Origin of the sequence: Bradyrhizobium sp., assembly GCF_035935975.1 — a bacterium.
Lineage (GTDB): Bacteria > Pseudomonadota > Alphaproteobacteria > Rhizobiales > Xanthobacteraceae > Bradyrhizobium.
This window is the reverse complement of the sequence record NZ_DASYWN010000056.1, coordinates 116082-134385: the sequence shown is the minus strand read 5'-3', so window position 1 is coordinate 134385 and position 18304 is coordinate 116082. Positions and strand designations below refer to the sequence as shown.

At 63.2% G+C, this 18304-nt stretch carries 17 protein-coding genes; 9 read left to right on the top strand and 8 right to left on the bottom strand.

Annotated features, from left to right (window positions below; genetic code table 11):
• Nucleotides 1-160: 160 nt before the first annotated feature.
• The 3 genes from VGR99_RS36100 to VGR99_RS36090 all read right to left on the bottom strand — a co-directional run bounded on the left by VGR99_RS36100 (nt 161) and on the right by VGR99_RS36090 (nt 2776).
• Entirely contained in the window at nt 161-1384 is a 1224-nt protein-coding gene (locus tag VGR99_RS36100; RefSeq protein ID WP_326904716.1) for a rhomboid family intramembrane serine protease, read from the bottom strand.
• 381 nt (nt 1385-1765) lie between these two features.
• Nucleotides 1766-2329, bottom strand: a complete 564-nt coding sequence (locus VGR99_RS36095) for a cupin domain-containing protein (RefSeq protein ID WP_326904715.1) — start codon at nt 2327-2329, stop codon at nt 1766-1768.
• A gap of 159 nt (nt 2330-2488) precedes the next feature.
• Complete coding sequence (locus tag VGR99_RS36090; protein ID WP_326904714.1) at nt 2489-2776, bottom strand: usg protein; 288 nt, start codon at nt 2774-2776, stop codon at nt 2489-2491.
• Nucleotides 2777-3164: 388 nt separating this feature from the next.
• On the opposite strand from VGR99_RS36090, the gene VGR99_RS36085 reads away from it, so the two are divergent.
• Together VGR99_RS36085 and groL are read left to right on the top strand one after the other, a co-directional pair.
• A complete protein-coding gene (locus tag VGR99_RS36085) occupies nt 3165-3479 on the top strand; it encodes a co-chaperone GroES (protein WP_014494241.1) in 315 nt (104 codons plus the stop codon).
• A gap of 48 nt (nt 3480-3527) precedes the next feature.
• On the top strand, nt 3528-5168 hold the full coding sequence (gene groL / locus VGR99_RS36080; protein WP_326904713.1) for a chaperonin GroEL: 1641 nt from the start codon (nt 3528-3530) through the stop codon (nt 5166-5168).
• 194 nt (nt 5169-5362) lie between these two features.
• On the opposite strand, the gene lepB is transcribed toward groL, so the two are convergent.
• The 3 genes from lepB to VGR99_RS36065 all read right to left on the bottom strand — a co-directional run bounded on the left by lepB (nt 5363) and on the right by VGR99_RS36065 (nt 7254).
• Nucleotides 5363-6109, bottom strand: coding sequence for a signal peptidase I (gene lepB / locus VGR99_RS36075; protein ID WP_326904712.1), 747 nt, complete (start codon nt 6107-6109; stop codon nt 5363-5365).
• A gap of 159 nt (nt 6110-6268) precedes the next feature.
• Nucleotides 6269-6418 (bottom strand): hypothetical protein, encoded by a 150-nt coding sequence (locus VGR99_RS36070; RefSeq protein ID WP_326904720.1) that lies wholly within the window; start codon nt 6416-6418, stop codon nt 6269-6271.
• On the bottom strand, nt 6415-7254 hold the full coding sequence (locus VGR99_RS36065) for a LysR family transcriptional regulator (RefSeq protein ID WP_326904711.1): 840 nt from the start codon (nt 7252-7254) through the stop codon (nt 6415-6417). The genes VGR99_RS36070 and VGR99_RS36065 overlap by 4 nt, the downstream gene beginning before the upstream one ends.
• A 126-nt stretch (nt 7255-7380) precedes the next feature.
• Here VGR99_RS36065 and VGR99_RS36060 point away from each other — a divergent pair, with 126 nt between their 5' ends.
• The 3 genes from VGR99_RS36060 (at nt 7381) to VGR99_RS36050 (ending at nt 9525) form a co-directional block, all read left to right on the top strand.
• Nucleotides 7381-7974, top strand: a complete 594-nt coding sequence (locus VGR99_RS36060; RefSeq protein ID WP_326904710.1) for a cysteine hydrolase family protein — start codon at nt 7381-7383, stop codon at nt 7972-7974.
• A 14-nt stretch (nt 7975-7988) separates the two neighbouring features.
• On the top strand, nt 7989-8627 hold the full coding sequence (locus tag VGR99_RS36055) for a glutathione binding-like protein (protein ID WP_326904709.1): 639 nt from the start codon (nt 7989-7991) through the stop codon (nt 8625-8627).
• 73 nt (nt 8628-8700) lie between these two features.
• Complete coding sequence (locus tag VGR99_RS36050; protein WP_326904708.1) at nt 8701-9525, top strand: SDR family NAD(P)-dependent oxidoreductase; 825 nt, start codon at nt 8701-8703, stop codon at nt 9523-9525.
• Nucleotides 9526-9600: 75 nt separating this feature from the next.
• Here the strand turns inward: VGR99_RS36050 and VGR99_RS36045 are convergent, their stop codons facing one another.
• A complete protein-coding gene (locus VGR99_RS36045) occupies nt 9601-10671 on the bottom strand; it encodes a tlde1 domain-containing protein (RefSeq protein WP_326904707.1) in 1071 nt (356 codons plus the stop codon).
• Nucleotides 10672-11329: 658 nt separating this feature from the next.
• Here VGR99_RS36045 and VGR99_RS36040 point away from each other — a divergent pair.
• Nucleotides 11330-11854, top strand: a complete 525-nt coding sequence (locus VGR99_RS36040; RefSeq protein WP_326904706.1) for a FecR domain-containing protein — start codon at nt 11330-11332, stop codon at nt 11852-11854.
• A gap of 87 nt (nt 11855-11941) precedes the next feature.
• Nucleotides 11942-13831, top strand: a complete 1890-nt coding sequence (locus VGR99_RS36035; protein WP_326904705.1) for an adenylate/guanylate cyclase domain-containing protein — start codon at nt 11942-11944, stop codon at nt 13829-13831.
• A gap of 80 nt (nt 13832-13911) precedes the next feature.
• On the opposite strand, the gene VGR99_RS36030 is transcribed toward VGR99_RS36035, so the two are convergent.
• Nucleotides 13912-15237, bottom strand: a complete 1326-nt coding sequence (locus tag VGR99_RS36030) for a glycosyltransferase (RefSeq protein WP_326904704.1) — start codon at nt 15235-15237, stop codon at nt 13912-13914.
• An 858-nt stretch (nt 15238-16095) separates the two neighbouring features.
• Here VGR99_RS36030 and VGR99_RS36025 point away from each other — a divergent pair.
• On the top strand, nt 16096-17298 hold the full coding sequence (locus tag VGR99_RS36025) for a hypothetical protein (RefSeq protein WP_326904703.1): 1203 nt from the start codon (nt 16096-16098) through the stop codon (nt 17296-17298).
• A 262-nt stretch (nt 17299-17560) separates the two neighbouring features.
• Nucleotides 17561-18304: a class I SAM-dependent methyltransferase gene (locus VGR99_RS36020; protein ID WP_326904702.1), complete on the top strand. Its 744-nt coding sequence runs from the start codon at nt 17561-17563 to the stop codon at nt 18302-18304.

Below are 18304 nucleotides of genomic sequence, written 5' to 3'. Positions count from 1 at the left end.
GAATTCTCGATCGAACTTACGGGGAGATTTGTTGGGCATCCGTTCTCCTTTAGAGAACTGTCCCCGGTTTTTCTTGTCTCACTTTTGGGGTGCACTCCAAGAGACTTCCCCGGATTTCGCTGCGCTCATCCGGGCTACGAGGAAACCTCCACCGTCCCGGTCAACCGCACAGCTTGTTCTTCTGCAAGATACGGCGCACCTCAGGCATCTTGCCGCGGCACGGCTCGGCCGCCATGGCCTTCGCCTCGCTGGTCCGTCCCTGCACCAACAGCAACACCGCCATCAAGCCCTGCGCCCCGGCGCGCACCGGCCCGCCCGCGACATCGGAGGCTGCGAGCGACATGGCGGCTCGCACTTCGGTCTCGGCGGCGCGGAGGTTCTCTTGTTCCAGGAAATAGACAGCACGGAAAAAATGAGCCCGCGGGTCGTTCGGATAGCGCGTGACCAGATCGAAAGACCGGTCGGCCACCTTGCCACCCTTGTCCGGATACTCCGAAATGCGGACATAGTTCCTGGCGTCGGCCATGTAGGACGCATAATGAGCCGCGGCGAAGCCGGCGCAAATCAAGGATCCGACGCAGCCTGCGAGCAGCGTCATGCTCGCGCTCCGCGGCAGGCTGTCGTAGGAGCGGAAGAGGAGCCACGGCATGATGGCAAGCGCGCCGCCCGCCAGTGCACCACCTGCATGGGCAAAATAGTCGACATTGCCGGAGGCGCCGAAGGCAAGCGGCAGCAGCGCGGGAACACCGAAGAAGAGCGACGTCTTCAGTCGCGATATGGTCTGATCGGCGTCGGCTTCAGGATCGAAGCTCGAGACGAACAGCGCCGCGATCAGACCGGTAATGGCGCCGGATGCACCGACGCCTGGCTGACCGGGCGCATTGCCCAGCAGCGAGGCGGCTTCGCCGACCAGCGCGCTGGCGACGAAGATCAACGCAAACCAGCCGCGGCCGATCAGAGGCTCCAGCCTGACGCCGACGATGAACAGCGCAACGCAGTTGCCGATGAGGTGCCAATCGCTGCCATGCAGAAGCGGTGCAAGGCCGATCCGCCACCACTCTCCCCGTCCGACAACCAGGTCGTAGCTGGTCGCGCCATAAGCGATCAACGAGCGGACATCGAGTGAGCCGTCCGGCGCAACGTCGATGGCCAGACTGCGTTGCAGAGCGAAGATCAGGAGCAGACCGAAAATCAGGCCAATGGTGAGGAAGGGGATATCGGCCAGAAGCTTGTTGTCGGCAAAGAGCGTCCCCTCATCGGACAATGGAGCGCGGTCGCGCGTGACCACTGGCGCGATCGGCGCGGCGGCGGGCTGAAACGATGCGGATTGAAACGATCCTCTCGAGGTTGGCGCCACCGCGCCGCGTCGGCCAAAAGTCGCCATGACAGCATATCCTGCATGTTCACAGCCTTGAGTTGACGCGAGAGATATTTTCGACTGGTTAGCGGCCGCGCATTGAACGGCTGGAACCTTCCGACTGGTAACAGCCCGGTTTCCCCGATCGCAGGCATTTTAGCGATCGCTGGTAGTGATGCCGTAGCCCGGATGAGCGAAGCGATATCCGGGACCCGCTTCGCCGCGGAGAGACTTTCCCGGATTTCGCTGCGCTCATCCGGGCTACGAAGAAACCGTCCCCGTCATTGCGAGCGAAGCGAAGCAATCCAGAAATGCGTCCTCGGTAACGGGCTGGATTGCTTCGTCGCCCGCGCAAGATCGCTTCGCGATCTTGTCGCGAGCTCTTTCGCAGTGACGATGCCGCGAGATCTACGCCTTCAACTCCACCGTCTTGAACTCGGCCGGCAGGATGACCTCCAGCAGCTCAACGTCGTCCGAATAATCCAAAATCATGTGCTTGATCTTCGGCGGCTGGGTCCAGGCGCTGCCTTCCTGCATCAAGGTCTCGCCCTGCCCGTCCATGTAGGTCTTCACCCAGCCCTTGAGCACGTAGACCATCTGGAATTCGACGTCGTGGAAGTGCAGCTTCGACACCTCGGCCGGATCACAGGGACCCTGCAGGCGGATCACGTGAGCCTGCGCGAGGCCGTGGCTCGCTTCCGCGATGCCGAGGTCGCGGTACTTGGCGTAGGCGCGCAAGCCGTCGGCTTTGAAATCTTCCTCGCGATGATGGCTGATAGCGATGCGCTGCTTGGGGCGCGCGGGCTTCTTTGCCGCGGTCTTGGCAGGTGCGGAGCGCGCCTTTGCCTTCACGGCCTTGCGTGCCGAGGATCGCGCCGCGGACTTGGCACCGCTCCGCTTCTTCATCGCGGTCTGGGCTGCGCTGCGCGATTTTGTTGTCTTGCTTGCCCTTTTGCTTGTTTTCTTGGCCATGGGCCGCCTCCCTGTTGTTATGAGTGGAGGCTAGCACGGAAACAGGTCTCGTAAGGTGGGCAAAGCGAAGCGTGCCCACCTTCCGCGTGCGATCAGAGAGAGATGGTGGGCACGGCGCGCAAGCGCGCCTTTGCCCACCCTGCGAGAGCTGTGCTCTCTTCAATGCAGCCGGAACACGCCGTCCACGGAGCGCAACTCGGCGGGCTTGATCAGCTTCGAGTGCGCGACGGTCACCGAGAACAGGGGACCGTCGAGCTTCTCCTGCCAGAACGCCAGGAAGTCCGAGAGCGCCGGGAATTTCGGGAACATGTCGTAGTTCTGCCAGACATAGGTCTGGAGCAGCGACGGGTGATCCGGCATCCGGTAGAGAATTTGGGCCGTGGTCAGCCCGTAGCCCAGCATCTGTTTCCGGAAGTCCTCGGAAACGCCCCCAACCCGCAATCCCATGCCAACCTCCTTTGCAGGAGCGCATTCAGGGGGCGGCTTGCCGGTACGCTGCTACGAGCCACCCGGAAACGATGCGCTCACATGAGAGAAATGTGACGCAAACTGACAACCCATCTCAAGCCCAAAAGTTTAACAAGCTGTTGAAATTCAAAGCGTTAGCAGCAGAGTTGCCTCCGTGCTAATACGGGCCCGAAGGGGCCCCTCGGCTCGGTTAACGATGGTAAAGGATTCTGGCACTTGGGCCTTCTGAGTGCCGATTTTTCTGCTAGAAGCCCTTGCCCCCGCAAAATTCCTGTCCTATTTCAGCTCGGCCTGCGCTAGCACTCGCGGGCGCAGATTGCTAACGACTGAAAAATCCTCAAATCGTGCAAATGCTTAGGAGAGCTGCATGAAATTCCGTCCGCTTCACGACCGCGTCGTGGTCAAGCGTATCGACGCAGAAGAGAAGACCGCCGGCGGCATCATCATCCCCGACACTGCCAAGGAAAAGCCCTCCCAGGGTGAAGTCGTCGCCGTTGGCCCGGGTGGCCGCGACGAAGCCGGCAAGCTGATCCCGATCGACCTGAAGGTCGGCGACCGCGTGCTGTTCGGCAAGTGGTCCGGCACCGAGGTCAAGATCGACGGCGTCGATCTCTTGATCATGAAGGAAAGCGACATCATGGGCGTCCTCGACGTCCCCGCTTCCAAGAAGAAGGCGGCCTAAGAGCCCCCTCTCTCCCTCCAGTCACACATCATCCAAGGAAAATTCCAGATGGCAGCCAAAGAAGTCAAATTCTCGGTTGAAGCGCGCGACAAGATGCTGCGCGGCGTCGACATTCTCGCCAACGCGGTGAAGGTCACGCTCGGTCCGAAGGGCCGCAACGTCGTGCTCGACAAGTCGTTCGGCGCTCCCCGCATCACCAAGGACGGCGTCACCGTCGCCAAGGAGATCGAGCTCGACGACAAGTTCGAGAACATGGGCGCCCAGATGGTGCGCGAAGTCGCCTCGAAGTCCGCTGACGCGGCCGGCGACGGCACCACCACCGCCACCGTGCTCGCCCAGGCGATCGTGCGTGAAGGCGCCAAGTCGGTTGCCGCCGGCATGAACCCGATGGACCTCAAACGCGGTATCGACCTCGCGGTCGAAGCCGTCGTGGCGGATCTCGTCAAGAACTCCAAGAAGGTCACCTCGAACGACGAGATCGCCCAGGTCGGCACCATCTCGGCCAACGGCGACCAGGAGATCGGCAAGTTCCTCTCCGACGCCATGAAGAAGGTCGGCAACGAGGGTGTCATCACCGTCGAGGAAGCCAAGTCGCTCGAGACCGAGCTCGACGTCGTCGAGGGCATGCAGTTCGACCGCGGCTACATCTCGCCCTACTTCGTCACCAACGCCGACAAGATGCGCGTTGAGATGGACGACGCCTACATCCTCATCAACGAGAAGAAGCTCTCCTCGCTGAACGAGCTGCTGCCGCTGCTCGAGGCCGTGGTGCAGACCGGCAAGCCGCTGGTCATCGTCGCCGAGGACGTCGAAGGTGAAGCGCTCGCGACCCTGGTCGTGAACCGCCTCCGCGGCGGCCTGAAGGTCGCGGCCGTCAAGGCTCCGGGCTTCGGCGATCGCCGCAAGGCCATGCTGCAGGACATCGCGATCCTGACCGGCGGCCAGGCGATCTCGGAAGATCTCGGCATCAAGCTCGAGAACGTCACGCTCAACATGCTCGGTCGCGCCAAGAAGGTGATGATCGACAAGGAGAACACCACGATCGTCAACGGCGCCGGCAAGAAGGCCGACATCGAAGCGCGCGTGGCCCAGATCAAGGCGCAGATCGAGGAAACCACCTCGGACTACGACCGTGAGAAGCTCCAGGAGCGTCTCGCCAAGCTCGCGGGCGGCGTCGCGGTGATCCGCGTCGGCGGCGCGACCGAGGTCGAGGTGAAGGAGCGCAAGGATCGCGTTGATGACGCGATGCATGCGACCCGCGCGGCTGTCGAGGAAGGCATCGTCCCGGGCGGCGGCGTCGCCCTGCTCCGTGCTTCCGAGCAGCTCAAGGGCCTGCGCACCAAGAACGACGACCAGAAGACCGGCGTCGAGATCGTGCGCAAGGCGCTGTCGGCTCCCGCTCGCCAGATCGCGATCAACGCCGGTGAAGACGGCTCGGTGATCGTCGGCAAGATCCTGGAGAACAAGACCTACGCTTACGGCTTCGACTCCCAGACCGGCGAATATGCCGACCTCGTCAAGAAGGGCATCATCGACCCGACCAAGGTGGTCCGTACCGCGATCCAGAACGCAGCCTCGGTTGCAGCCCTGCTGATCACCACGGAAGCCATGGTCGCCGAGCTGCCCAAGAAGGGCGGCGCAGGTCCCGCGATGCCCCCGGGCGGCGGCATGGGCGGCATGGACTTCTAAGGTCCAACCACCTCAAGAACTACGAAACCCCGGCAGCGATGCCGGGGTTTTTGTTTCTTCCATTCATCACGTCGTAGCCCGGATGGAGCGTAGCGCAATCCGGGGCCAGCTTCGCCGCGGAGAGACTTCCCCGGATTTCGCTTCGCTCCATCCGGGCTACGAATTTCGCGCGCCCCGGAATGACAGCCGGGCCCTCACCACACCTTCCCCATCCGCTCGCCGCGCAGGCGGCCCTCGTCGTCGAGGGACCAGAAGATCCGCGTCACCTTGCCGACGAGATTGTCCATCGGGATGAAGCCCATCGCCGACATGAAGCGGCTGTCGGTGGAGTTGTCGCGGTTGTCGCCGAGCACGAAGAAATGGCCCGGCGGCACGGTGTAGACGCTGGTGTTGTCCATGTAGCCGTTGTCGACGCAGTCGTAGGTCAGATAGCTCGCGCCGTTCGGCAGCGTCTCGCGCCAGCGTTTGACCTTGGCCCCGTCCTCCACACCGCAGGCCGAGCCGCCGGGGATGCTTGCCAGCGCAACGCGCGTCACAGCGCGGTCGTTGAGGATGAGTTGGCCATTGCGCATCTGGATGCGGTCGCCGGGCAGGCCGACCACGCGCTTGACGTAGTCGACCGCGGTGTCCTTCGGCACCCGGAACACGACCACGTCGCCGTAGTCGGGCTCGTTGGCGTGGAAGCGGCCGGAGATCCATGACGGCGCGTAGGGAAACGAATAGCGGCCGTAGCCATAGGCATATTTAGCGGCGAAGACGTAGTCGCCGACGACCAGCGTCGGCATCATCGAGCCGGAGGGGATGCTGAAGGGCTGATACAGGAAGATGCGAAACAGGAACGGCGGCGACCACAGCACGGGGATGAGCAGGATCAGGATGACGATCGCCTTCCATTCCCGCGATTGCGCCGAGGGACGGATGGTTTGCTCAAGAGTGGTCATTCGCCGGCCCCGATCCAGACATTGGTGTGCGCCATGAGATTACGCAACCTTCGCGCGCACGCAATCCCCGCTCACGCTTTTGGTCGCACCCGCGCGCTCCCCCGTTCATCGCAAGAACGAACAAGATGTGAAGGGCCGCCCATCGGCGGCCCTTCCGTTTCAAGCGCTCTCGGGCGCCTTCAGGCGCACGAGCCGGGTCAGGAGGGCATCGAGGCCCTCGCCGTTGCCGGCGTGGAGATCGATGCGGCCGACCTTCTCGACCAGCACCACGCAGTGTGACGCCACGATCAGAATGCGAGGTGACGTCAATTGCGTGACGTATCCTGAAAACACGCCCTCACCCAGTCGATCGTCACGCGTGTCGCGGGATCGCGTTTGAGGTGGTTCTGCACCAGCAGCCAGACATCGCGCCGCTTCGGCAGCAGCGTCGCTCGCAGGCTGCGGTCGGCGAGCAGATCTCCGCAACTGTGCTCGGGCAGCACGCCGACGGCGTGATGCGACTGGATCATGGTCCTGATGATGCGGACATTGTCGGTGACGCAGCGGACATTCGCCAGCCGCTTCGCGCGCAGAAATTGCTGCTCGGGAATGGCGTCGAGCTCGTCGGGATAGAAACAGGCGACGGGCTCGCCGCCGCCGCGATCGGCGGGCTCGAAGAAATACAGCCTGACGTCGCCGAGCTTGGAGATGGTGAAATCGCCCTTCTCCGGCTTGCGCAGGCGAATGGCGAGATCGGCCTGCCAGCGCGAGAACTTGACGTTGCCGCTGGCGGTGAGGAATTGCAGCGTGAGGCCGGGATGATCGCGCAGGAAGGCGCTGGCGTGCGGCGCCAGCAGTTCCTCGGCGACCGCGTTGGTCGAGGCGATGCGCAGGCGGCCGACCGGGCCGGGCTGGCTCTCCTTGATGCGGTCGATCGCCGCGACATGTGACGCCATCGCGCTCACATGCTCGAGCACCGCCTCGCAATGGCGCGTCGGCCGGCGCAGACCGTCCACCGCGTCGAACAGCGGCACGCCGAGATCGCGCTGGATGCGCGCGAGGCGGCGCCCCACCGTGGTCTCGTCGATGCGCAGCCGCGCGCTGGCGCCGGCATAGGTGCCCTCGTCCCTCACCGCCGCGATGATGCGCAGATCGTCCCAGTTCATGGGCGCGAGCCTAGCAGGCCGCGCGCCGTCCTGCAAATTTGCAGCCATATGCTGCAATAGTCCTGCACATTGGCAGGGCATCGCCGCGCTAAGATCGTGCCATCCGATCGTCTCAAGAAGGCTCTCATGACCGCTCCAAAGACCCTGCTCGAACTCGCCGGCGCCGATCTCAATCCGCCGAAGCTCGCTGACTCCTGCCTCGTGCTGATCGACATCCAGAACGAATACCGCGCCGGCCCCCTCGCCTTGCCCGACGCCGAGCCCGCGATCGCGGTTGCTGCAAAGCTGCTCGCGCGCGCACGGCAGTCGGGCGCCGCGATCTTCCACATCGCGCACAAGGGCCGCGCCGGCAGCCTGTTCGACCGCGAGGCCGAGCGCGGCGCGATCGTGTCGAGCCTTGCGCCGCTCGCGAACGAGGCCGTGATCGAGAAGGCCTTGCCGAACGCCTTTGCCGGCACCGACCTGCAGGCGCAGCTGGCCGCCACGGGGCGCACCAACATCGTGCTGGCGGGCTTCATGACCCACATGTGCGTCTCCTCGACCGCGCGCGCCGCGCTCGACCTCGGTCTGCGCACCACGATCGCGGCCGACGCCTGCGCCACCCGCGACCTGCCCGACGGCCGCGGCGGCGCGCTGTCCGCACGGACCATTCACGAGGTCGCACTGGCCGAGCTGTCGGATCGCTTCGCGATCATCACGCAAGCCGAAGCGCTGACCTGACGGAGCGTGACGCGATGCTGCAGCTCTATTTCTTTCCGATGGCCTGCTCGCTCGCCAGCCGCATCGCGCTGATGGAGGCCGGCATCGAGGCGCAGTATCACCTCGCCCATATCTGGACCAAGCAGGTCGTGGACGACGGCAGCGATTTCCGCGGCGTCTCGCCCAAGGGCGCGGTGCCGGTGCTGGTGCTGGAGAACGGCGAACGGCTGACCGAGAGCGCGGCGGTGTTGCAATACATCGCCGACGCCAAGCCTGAGGCGGGGCTTGCGCCCCGCTTCGGCGATCCCGATCGCTATCGCCTGCAGGAATGGCTGAGCTTCATCGGCGCCGAGATCCACAAGGCGTTCGTGTTTCCGACCTTCTGGTACAAGGACGACGGCTCGCTCGCCAAGCCGCGGGCGCGGATCACGCAGACACTGGCGATACCCGCGGCGCATCTTGCAGACCGCGAGTTCCTCGTCGGTGACCACTTTACCGTTGCTGATGCGCATCTCACCTGGGCGCTGTTGCTGCTCCGTCCCGCCGGCATCGACATCGCGCAATGGCCGTCCCTGTCGGCCTATCTCACGCGCATGCAGGCGCGGCCCGCGGTGCGGGAGGCGATCGCAACCGAGATGGCGCTGCGCAAGGCCGTGGCGGCGGGCGCCGCGTGACAGGCCGCTGGTGGAGGCGATGGCGATTCGGCTAGATCTTGCGACCGACTGATTTCACCACGGGAACAAGATCATGACATCGCATGACGGAACGAAGATCCTTGCGGGCAAGGTGGCGCTGGTGACCGGTGCCGGCCGCGGGCTTGGCCGCGCCTTCGCGGAGAAGCTCGCCGCGCTCGGCGCCAACGTTGCCATCCACGGCATGCGCGAGAACGGGCCGGCGGAATATGGCGAGGGCACCACCCTCACCGCAGTGGCCGCAGAGATCGGCCGGCAGTTCGGCGTCCGCAGCCAGCGCGTGCTCGGCGATCTCACCAGGGGCGAGGACATCGCGCGCGTGATTGCCGAGACCGAAGCCGCGCTCGGCCCGATCGACATCCTCGTGCACAACGCCGGCGGCGACATCGCGGCCGCCGGCGGCAAGCCCGATCCGAACGACGCGGTCCACATCAAGGAGGCCGACGTGCGCGCGGTGCTGGAGCGCAATCTGCTCTCGACCATCCTGACCTGCCAGGCGGTCGCGAAGGGCATGATGGAGCGGCGATCCGGCCGCATTGTCACGCTCGGCTCGGTCGCCGCCTTCAAGGGGCGCACCCAGGGCTCGATCTATGCGGTGTCGAAGGCCGGCGTCACCCATTACACGCGATGCCTTGCCGACCAGCTCCGTCCCTACGACATCGCCGTCAACTGCATCGCGCCCGGCGATACCCGCACCGGCCGCTTCCTCGGCACGCGCGCGGTGGATCCCGGCAGGATGGTCGAGACCGGCACGCTTGACCGCATCGCGACCGTGGACGAGGTCGCGCGCGTCGTCGAGTTCTTCGCCGGCCCCATGGGCGCCTTCGTCTCCGGCCAGGTGCTGCGGATCGACGGCGGCGGACAGTGCTGGCCGGGCTGACAACGCGCGCGCGAGGCACAAAATGAAAAGGGCCGCTGCGAGCGGCCCTTTTGCATCATCCGTGGTGCGCTGAGATCAGTCGACCCGCGCCAGCACCGCGAGCTTGCGGATGCCCTTGTTGCGGTAGGCGTCGAGGAACGCGTAGTAATCCTTGAATGACACGCAACCGTTGGAATCGCCGTTCGGCCCGAGCATGAAGGTGTGCGCAAGCAAGCCGTCGCGGCCGTAGATCGCGCTCTCGCCGCCGATCGGGGTCAGGCGCAGCGCCGGCACGCCGTGGAACAGCGCCTCGCGCGGCTTCAGCGTGTAGATGTGCGGCGGCGTCACGCCGCGCATGCGGGTGCGCTGCGAGCGCGGATCGTCGAGATTGGAGCCCAGGCCGGAATGCGCCTCGAGCTTGGTGCCGTCGGGCAGGTAAACCGTCTTGGCGGTGATGTCGTAGACCGCGGTGTCGCGCTCATAGGGCGGCGCACCGCCGAACATCGGGTTCTGCTCCTTCGGCGCGATGGCCGAGGTCACGCTGGCATCGGCCGAGGCATAGGCGAGCAGCCCGCCGGACGGCTCACGCTTGCCCCAGAGCTTTTCGACCATCGACGGACGCGGGCCGGTGATCGACATCACCGCGGCCTTGGCACGGTCGGCAAACGACTTCGGCTTCGCCTCGGGCGCCGGCACGATCTCGGCCGGGTCGGCCGAAGCGAGTTGCATCTGCGCGTCCGGCGCGCGCTTGGCCTTGTCCGCGGATTTATCAGCGACCTTCGCAGGGGCCGCCGGCTTCAGCGCTTCAGCAACCTTCGCGATCACGCCCTGCTTCGGGGCCACGGCAACCTGGGTTGCGGGCGCCGCGCTGGCCGCGTTCGACTCCACGCCCTGCGTGGCAGCGGCAGCAAAACGCTCGTTGAACATCTCGCGCGAGATCGGGGCTGCGACCTGCAAGCGGTCGGGCAGCAGCGCAAAGGTTTCCTTGATGGCATCGCCCGCCTCGCGCAGCGCGACCTTGGGCGCGCGCTTGACCACGGGCTCGTCGTAACCGGCGCTGCCGACGCTCGGGTAGACGCTGGCGGCGAAGATGTTGCTGTAGACGGTCCAGCCGGCCAGCAGGACGCAGCCGGCCACGGCCGCGCCGAGCACGTTTTGGGTGGTCATTTTCCGGGAAGATTTCCGCGAATTGATCTTAGAACTATTCTTGGACTTCCGTGCCGCGTTACTCTGCGCAGCGATACTCGTACTCATTCGCCTTGCGTCCAGGACGGTGTCACTCAGTCCCCCTTCGAAGTGCCGCTGGTCACGATCCGGGAACAGCATCTCGCAGAGGGTCGGAGCGTCATTAAGGCGACTTTTAGTTAAATGCGGATTAAGTTCGGGCGGATGTAGGGCAACTCGTTAACGCTGTGCCATTTCGAGAAAAAGCCCGCAGAACTACGGACTTAGGCGACATTGTTAACCATAAATCTTGGCCGGTTCAGCACGCTCGGCGGACCTCTCCGGCCGCCTCTGTAAACGCAGCAACCAAGTCCTTTTCGTGGTCTTCAATACCCTGAACATAGCCGCCAAACGTTGTGCGGGGCTGGTGCGTCCGACGCGTCGAAACGCTGCCTGTCAGCAGAATGGCGGGAGCCCCGCACGTATCACGGAGCACTCACGCGGCACGGCGCCCTGACTGAAAGTTGATCGCGCTGGACTGGAAAATGTCGCCGCGAGAAAATAGCTGCGAGAGCGGCACTTTTCAGCAGCCTCTGCGTGTGATACGGTACCGTATCGCCATCGCCTTGAACTGTGCCACGCACGCAAAACGGAGGCTGGCATGAGTCGGTTCACGCGCGCCGGGTTTTTCACTCTGGCGTGGTTATTTCTATTGATCGGGTCCTCAACTGCACAGCCTGCAGCCAATGTGGGCTGCACGGCATCGCCATCGGCGACCGGCACGCAGGTCTGGCGCTGCGACAACGGCATCACCATCGTGGCCGAAAATGGCGCCAGATTTGAACTTAAGGACGCCAACCGCGACGGACATATAGACTCCGTGGAGTTGAGCAGCAAAGCGCTGCTGGTCGAGGTGCCCAAGAAGCCCGGCGGCAATCCCTTCAAGGTGCTGACGCCGCAGGCGATCGCCGCCGTGCGCGGCACGAAATGGGCCGTCGATGTCGCCGATGCCAAGACCTCCGTGTTCGTCGCCGACGGCCGTGTCGGCGTGACCCGCAGGGCTCGTGGGCGCGGCGTCGTGCTCGGACCGGGCGAAGGCGTGGACGTCGAGGCAACCGGCCCGCTGACCGTCAAGACATGGGGCCAGCCGCGCGTCGATGCGCTGATGGCGCGCCTGGGACAGTAAGATTTCGGACGGTAAGCCGGGCCCGTCAGGCCCGGTCAATGAGATTTGGACACTGGAAGATTGCAGAACGAGCGCAAAAACGATCGCATGAGTAGCCGACGCGTTCAGATGATGGTGGCGCTCGTCCTCACCGCGCTGTGGGGCGCGGGCGTCTATGCCGGGCACGCCAACGGGCATCTGCGCTTTCTCGATCGGCTCGAGGCGACGCTGACCGATTTGCGGACCCAGGTGCGCGGCGTACAGACTCCGCCCGATCTCGTCACTATCGTCGCGATCGACGACACCGTCGTCAAACGCGGCGGCAGCTATCCGCTGCCGCGCGCCGATCTCGCTCGTGTCGTCGACACCATCGTGCAGTTCAAGCCGAAGGTCGTCGCGATCGACCTGCTGCTGGTCGACCGCAGCGCTGCGATCGGCGATGCCACGCTGGCCAACACGCTCGCCAGCGGTCCGATGGTGCTTGCCGCCGCCGCGATCTTCCCGTCCGCCAGCGAGACAGTGGAGCCGAGCAGCCAGGGTCCCCTCGCCGCCCTGCCGCAGGCCGAGCGCTTCCTGCTGCCGCTGCCGGCCTTCGCCGATCACGCCGAGGTCGGCGTCGTCAACGTCGCCACGGGACAGTCGGGCTCGCCGCTCTCGGTGCCGATGCTGTTCCGGACCCGCGACAAGGTCGAGCTGTCATTTCCCTTGCGCGTCGCAACACGCGCGCTCGACAAGCCGCTGACGATCTCGCCCGATCATCTCATGCTGGGCGATCGCGCGGTGCCGACCGACACCGATTTCGCACTGCCGATCACCTATTACGGCCCACGCCGCACCATCCGCACCGTCAGCGCGCAGGCTATCTTCGACGGCACTCTCAATCGGGCGACGATCGAGAACCGGATCGTCGTGATCGGCGCCGCGGTCGCCGGCGGCGGAGACTTCTATCCGACGCCGTTCGATTCCCTGATGCCTGGCGTCGAGGTGGTCTCCACCGCGATCACCCATCTCGTCGCCGGCGACAGCATCGTGCGCGACCGCAAGGTTCGCATCGCCGATGCGCTCTGCGCGACGCTGCTGCCGATGCTGCTCGTCGGCCTGCTCGCCTGGCGGCGCAGCGCGCTCGGCATCATCGCGGCCGCCGCGTTGATGATCGCATGGGCCGGGCTCAATCTGTTCGCCTTCACGCACGGCGTCTGGCTGAATGCCGCAACCACGCTCGCCGCCGCCGTGCCGCCGGTCGCGGTGTTTGCCGGCGTGCAGCTCTGGGCCGGGGGCCGCCGCACGCAATATCTCGCCGCCAAGAGCAGAACGCTTGCGCAATTCCAGGCCCCCGCCGTGCAGGAATGGCTGGCGCGCGATCCGAACTTCCTGTCCAAGCCCGTCCGGCAGGACGCGGCGGTCGTCTTCATCGATCTCTCCGGCTTCACGGCGCTCAGCGAGCGGATCGATCCGGACGAACTCCAGGACCTGCTGAAGGGGTTTCACGCGCTGATCGACAAGGCCTCGGTCGATAGCGGCGGCATGATCACCGGCTTTCTCGGCGACGGCGCCATGATCCTGTTCGGTCTGCCGAGCGCCATGCCTGACGACGCGGCGCGCGCGCTGAAATGCTCGATTGATCTTTATCGCAGCGTCGACCGCTGGATCGCTTCGCTACCGCCTGCGATGCGCGGCCAGCTCGGTTTCAAGATCGGCGCCCATTTCGGCCCGATCGTCGCCTCCCGCCTCGGCGAAAGCCACCAGCACATCACGGCGACGGGCGACACCGTCAACGTCGCGAGCCGGCTGATGGAGGTTGCCGCCCAGAACTGTGCACGGTTCGCGATGACCGATACGTTGCTGGATGCCGCCGACTTCCATGGCGCGCCCGACGGCATCCTGACCGGCCCCCTGCTCACGCAGGTTCGCGGCCGCTCCGGCATCGTGACAGTGTGGTTCTGGCGCGACCGGGACAGGCCGAGCCAGGACGCCGCCAAAGCCGAGATGATCGACTGAAGTACGTTAATCCGCGTCCGACGGATGCGCCTTGCGCCTCAGAATCCCGAAGCCGCCCAGCTTGCCGCCAGCTGCGTCAGCTAATTCGGCTCAAGAACCAGCTTCTTGAGATGACCGGCCACGCTCTGCTCGGAAACGGACTCGAAGCGCATTCCCCTGTCGGCCCAGCTTTTTCCCCAGAGATGGACACCCGCGACACGGGGATCGCTCAACAGCTCGAAGCCGGCCCGGCCTTCGGAAGCGAACAGGTCCACTTCATGCCAGTCGATCGCATTGAAGGTTGTCGGCGGCAGGATTGATGACTGGAGTTCCTCGTCATCCGCCACGAGCAGATATTCGCTCAGCAGCAACGGCCCCACCGCGCCGTATTCGACGCGCTTTTCGTTGAGGAGGCGCTGCTGCGACAATGCATACAGATTGGCCATGTGAGGCGAGCCCTTGGGCGCGCGCATCACATCGCCGGCGCAAGCATGGCCGTTCTCGACTCCCGACCATTGCGTGGAGAACACGTGCTCCCTGCCGAAATCCAGGGGCTTCACGAGGACGACGTCCGTGTCGAGCCACCACCCGCCGGATCGATGAAGAACGGCATAGCGGAAGATATCGCTGAAGTAGCGGATCTCGCTGTTCATGACGGCCTGGTGGTAGATCGAAGCCGGCACGATGTTTCCTGCATCGGCCACGACGACCCCGGGCGGCACAAGCGCCTGCACGGCGGCCACGTTGTCGTATGTGTAGAGCTTGACCGGATGACCCTGGCGCACCATCGACTGAAGCGAGAGACGATGCATCTCGCCGAGCATCCCCATCGACCAGAAGCAATGAATGGGATCGCGGGCCTCTCCCGGCGCCGATCGGCTCTGAAGATGCGCGTTGAACTTCTCTGTCAGGGCGTTCCAGCCGTTGCGCGGAGCAGAACGGCACTCCGCAAGGAACGGCAATTTCTGATACGCCCGCGCGATCAGGAAGCAGAGACTTGCCTGGTTGACATGCCCCGCCCTGTTCAAGGCATGGCCGTAATTCTCCCAGATCGAGGGATCGACGGGATCGAGCTCCACCGCGCGCTGAAACGCCTCGAGCGCGGGCTCCTGCATCCCCTTGCCTTGCAGGGCCGTCCCGAACGTCGCGAGGTAAGTCGCCTTCATCTCGTTCGTGAGAGCACGCCCCGCCCAGTGGATGGCGGCATCGTAATTTCCGTTGAGCAGCGACACACCGGCCATCAAGTGAAGCAGCCCAGCATGGTTTTCGTCTGCGGCGAGCCCTTCCTGGCAACGGGCCACGGCTTGCTCGAGCTCACCCGATTTCAGATGCCGAAGGCAGATTTGGTAAACCTCATCCCGCGTCAGCGACGACGGCTGTCTCGAAATCTCGTCCGCTCTTGCGAGAGTGCCGTCGTGATAATTCATCGGGGACCTTCCGGATCATGGGAGCGCGCGCGGCAACCTGCCTTCTGAAATTCAGGAAGGTTGCCACTCCACAACTATTCCCTGGAGCTTGCACGAAGCTGGACACCCCCTTCGGTTCTCCGTGCGGCCGACTACCTCGGCGATCCCGACAGCACGCTGAAAGGCCCGCTCGACACGCCGGTTCGCGGCCGCTCGGGCACCGTCGCCGTGTGGTTCTGGCGCGATGAAAGCAGTCCAGGCCAAGCCGCCGCCACGGTGGAGATGATGAGGCCTGTCAGAAACAACGCATCGGACGCAGGCCCCTTCCGACGCGTACTCCCCGTGATCAGCGATCCGGCCTTTGGCAGCGAGGAGGCCAATACATGGCCCGAAGGTCCCGGAGATTAGTCGGCCTTCTTGGGGCCCGAAGAGTTGCTGATTGACGTCGCTCAGAACATTTGTCAAAGCGCGGTCCATTGGCTGCGCTGAACTTCGAGGCGTTTCTGGCCGTTTGTCTCGGCTCCATCTCCTACGCTCATCTACCGCGCGAGACGATGCCGTATCCGGGCCGTTTCTCGCGCTGGCCGAAGCGGGCTTCCGACGATCTGATGCGCTTCTTTGGGTTCTTGTTCCATGGATGGCGTGCCTCGCCATGATTGCGATGAATACCCCGCGACCGCTTCGTAGATCTGTTCAGAAGTGGCGCGCCTTGGATAACGTGTGGTGAATACTGGTTGCCGATTGGGTCCGTCTCTGAAAAAGTAAAACGCGATTCGAAATCGCGTCGCATCTGGGCCTAGTCGTTCTGAAGGCTTCTGTTGTCATGAATCGCCGCAAACTATCATCACCAAGTCAACATCAACCTTATCAACTCACAAAATGAGCATCGTCCTACTCAACTGGAAAGGTGGAGAGTACGACACCTTTACCTACTTCAACACATGCATGAAGCAGGCGTTCGAGCGGATGGGGCGTCCTACGCAAATCGTCAATCTCGACAACCAAGCTTTGCACGAATTGTCCGAACTACACAATAAGGGCATCGATTTTGTCTTTACGTGGCAGGGTTTAGGTTCGCAGCTGGGTGCCACGGAGACAAATCCCGTCACAATCTGGGACCATCTGAAAGTCCCATTACTCTGCTATCACGGCGACCACCCCTGCCAGATGATTTTGAACCACAAGGCCGCGTCTCGGTGGGCGAGGCATATCTACGCCACGCCATCGTTCGCCATGTTTGCGAACACATACATTCCGCGTACGAGCGTTGCTACATTTTTCCCGACACCTAATTGGTTCCCTGACGGGGTCAAGAGCCGTTTCGAGGGTGATTTTTTTGTCTTTCCAAAGAACATAAATGATCTCGACGTGACGTTGGATGAGTGGCGCAAAGCACCGCAGCGTCGGCTCGCTGGCTTCCTGCTCGCCGCCGCCGACGCAATCATCGGCGAATTCAGGAACGGCAATCGAACGAATCACCACGACATCATCGATGCCATGCTAAATGCTGAGGTGATGACAGCGCTCTGTGGGGAGTTGGGTAATCCGCCGGAGCTGTCAGTGCGGTTTCACGTCCACATGCTGCTCGACAAGGTTCACCGCAACACGATTGCCGAGCATGTCATTAACGAGCTTCAAGACGTGCCGCTCAAGATATACGGATGGGGATGGGAGCGTTTTCGGCTCAGGAACAATCCACATCATGAGTTCCTCCCATTTGACGCCATGTCGGACAACGCATTCCAGTACGCGTCGCAATACGGAATCCTCGACGTGGCGCCGATTCACGATGCGTTGCACGACCGCACTCTGCGCGCGATGGGCAACCGGGCAGGTTTTTTGATCGGATCAGATTGGCCATACGAGACGTTCCTCGGCGGCGATTGCGGTGACTTGTTCTTCGACGGCGCGGATGGCGCGCTACGTGCTAAGGCGGAACGGGTGATGCAGTCGCCCGAAGCGCACCGCACGCGGTGCCGTGATTTTGCGCAGCGTTATCAGCAGCAATTTTCGTTTTTCAATTTCTTCAAATATCTGGAAGGTGTAAGCGCGACGATCAGGGCTAGTGCTGCGATTGCGTGATTTGCTCGACAGGATGCTTGCAGCAGGCAGTTCGGTAGGCCAGCCTTGTGGATAAGCGTCGCGAGTTTGCCCCCGACAGTTATGCCGGTGCAGCCTGACGGGCTTTGGGGCAAATCGCTAAATTGAGCCAGGGTCGGGCATTAATTTGCCGGCCGCCGTCGCTCGCGGCAGAGTATAGTTCTCTCATATGTTTTGTCGCAAATGCCGACGTTGCGTCACGAAAAGCGTAGTGACAAAGGCTCGGATTGGATCAGGGTGGGACATGGCTGTTTCTTTCGATGATATTGGCTATGAGGACTTTCGCCGGATGGCAACCGATGAAAGCCTGAGTCCACACGAGAAAATCGGCTTTCCGGACGAGTACCGGGACATCCATGAAACAGCGATCTTCGCTGATATCGCATCGAAATTGACCAACCTTTTGCGCCCCTCCCAGACAGTGCTTGATATCGGCCCTGGGTGCGCGGGCCTGCCACGCCGAATGATCGATCTGTGCCAGGAGCGAGAGCATGAACTCGTATTGGTCGATTCATCTGAAATGCTGTCGCATCTGCCTGATGTCTCCGGAGTGATCAAGCTGCCGGGTTTCTACCCGGATTGCGGCGATGGATTGCAACCATGGCTTGGCCGTTTCGATGCCATTCTTTGCTACAGCGTCTTCCACTACATATTCGTGGAGGCCAATTTCTGGAAATTCCTGGATCTGTCCATCCAGTTGCTTGCACCAGGCGGCCAAATGTTGATTGGGGACATCCCCAATGTGTCAAAGCGCAAGCGATTTTTCGCAAGCGAAGCGGGCGTGAGGTTCCACCAGAATTTCATGCAAACGACCGAAGTGCCCCACGTTGATTTCCGCGCGGTGGAAACCAACAAGGTCGACGACGCTGTCATCGTGGGGGTCATTATGCGCGCTCGTGCAGAAGGGTGCGATGCCTACTGGCTGCCTCAGGGTTCTGCGCTTCCGATGGCAAATCGCCGTGAAGATATCCTCATCATCAAGCCGTAG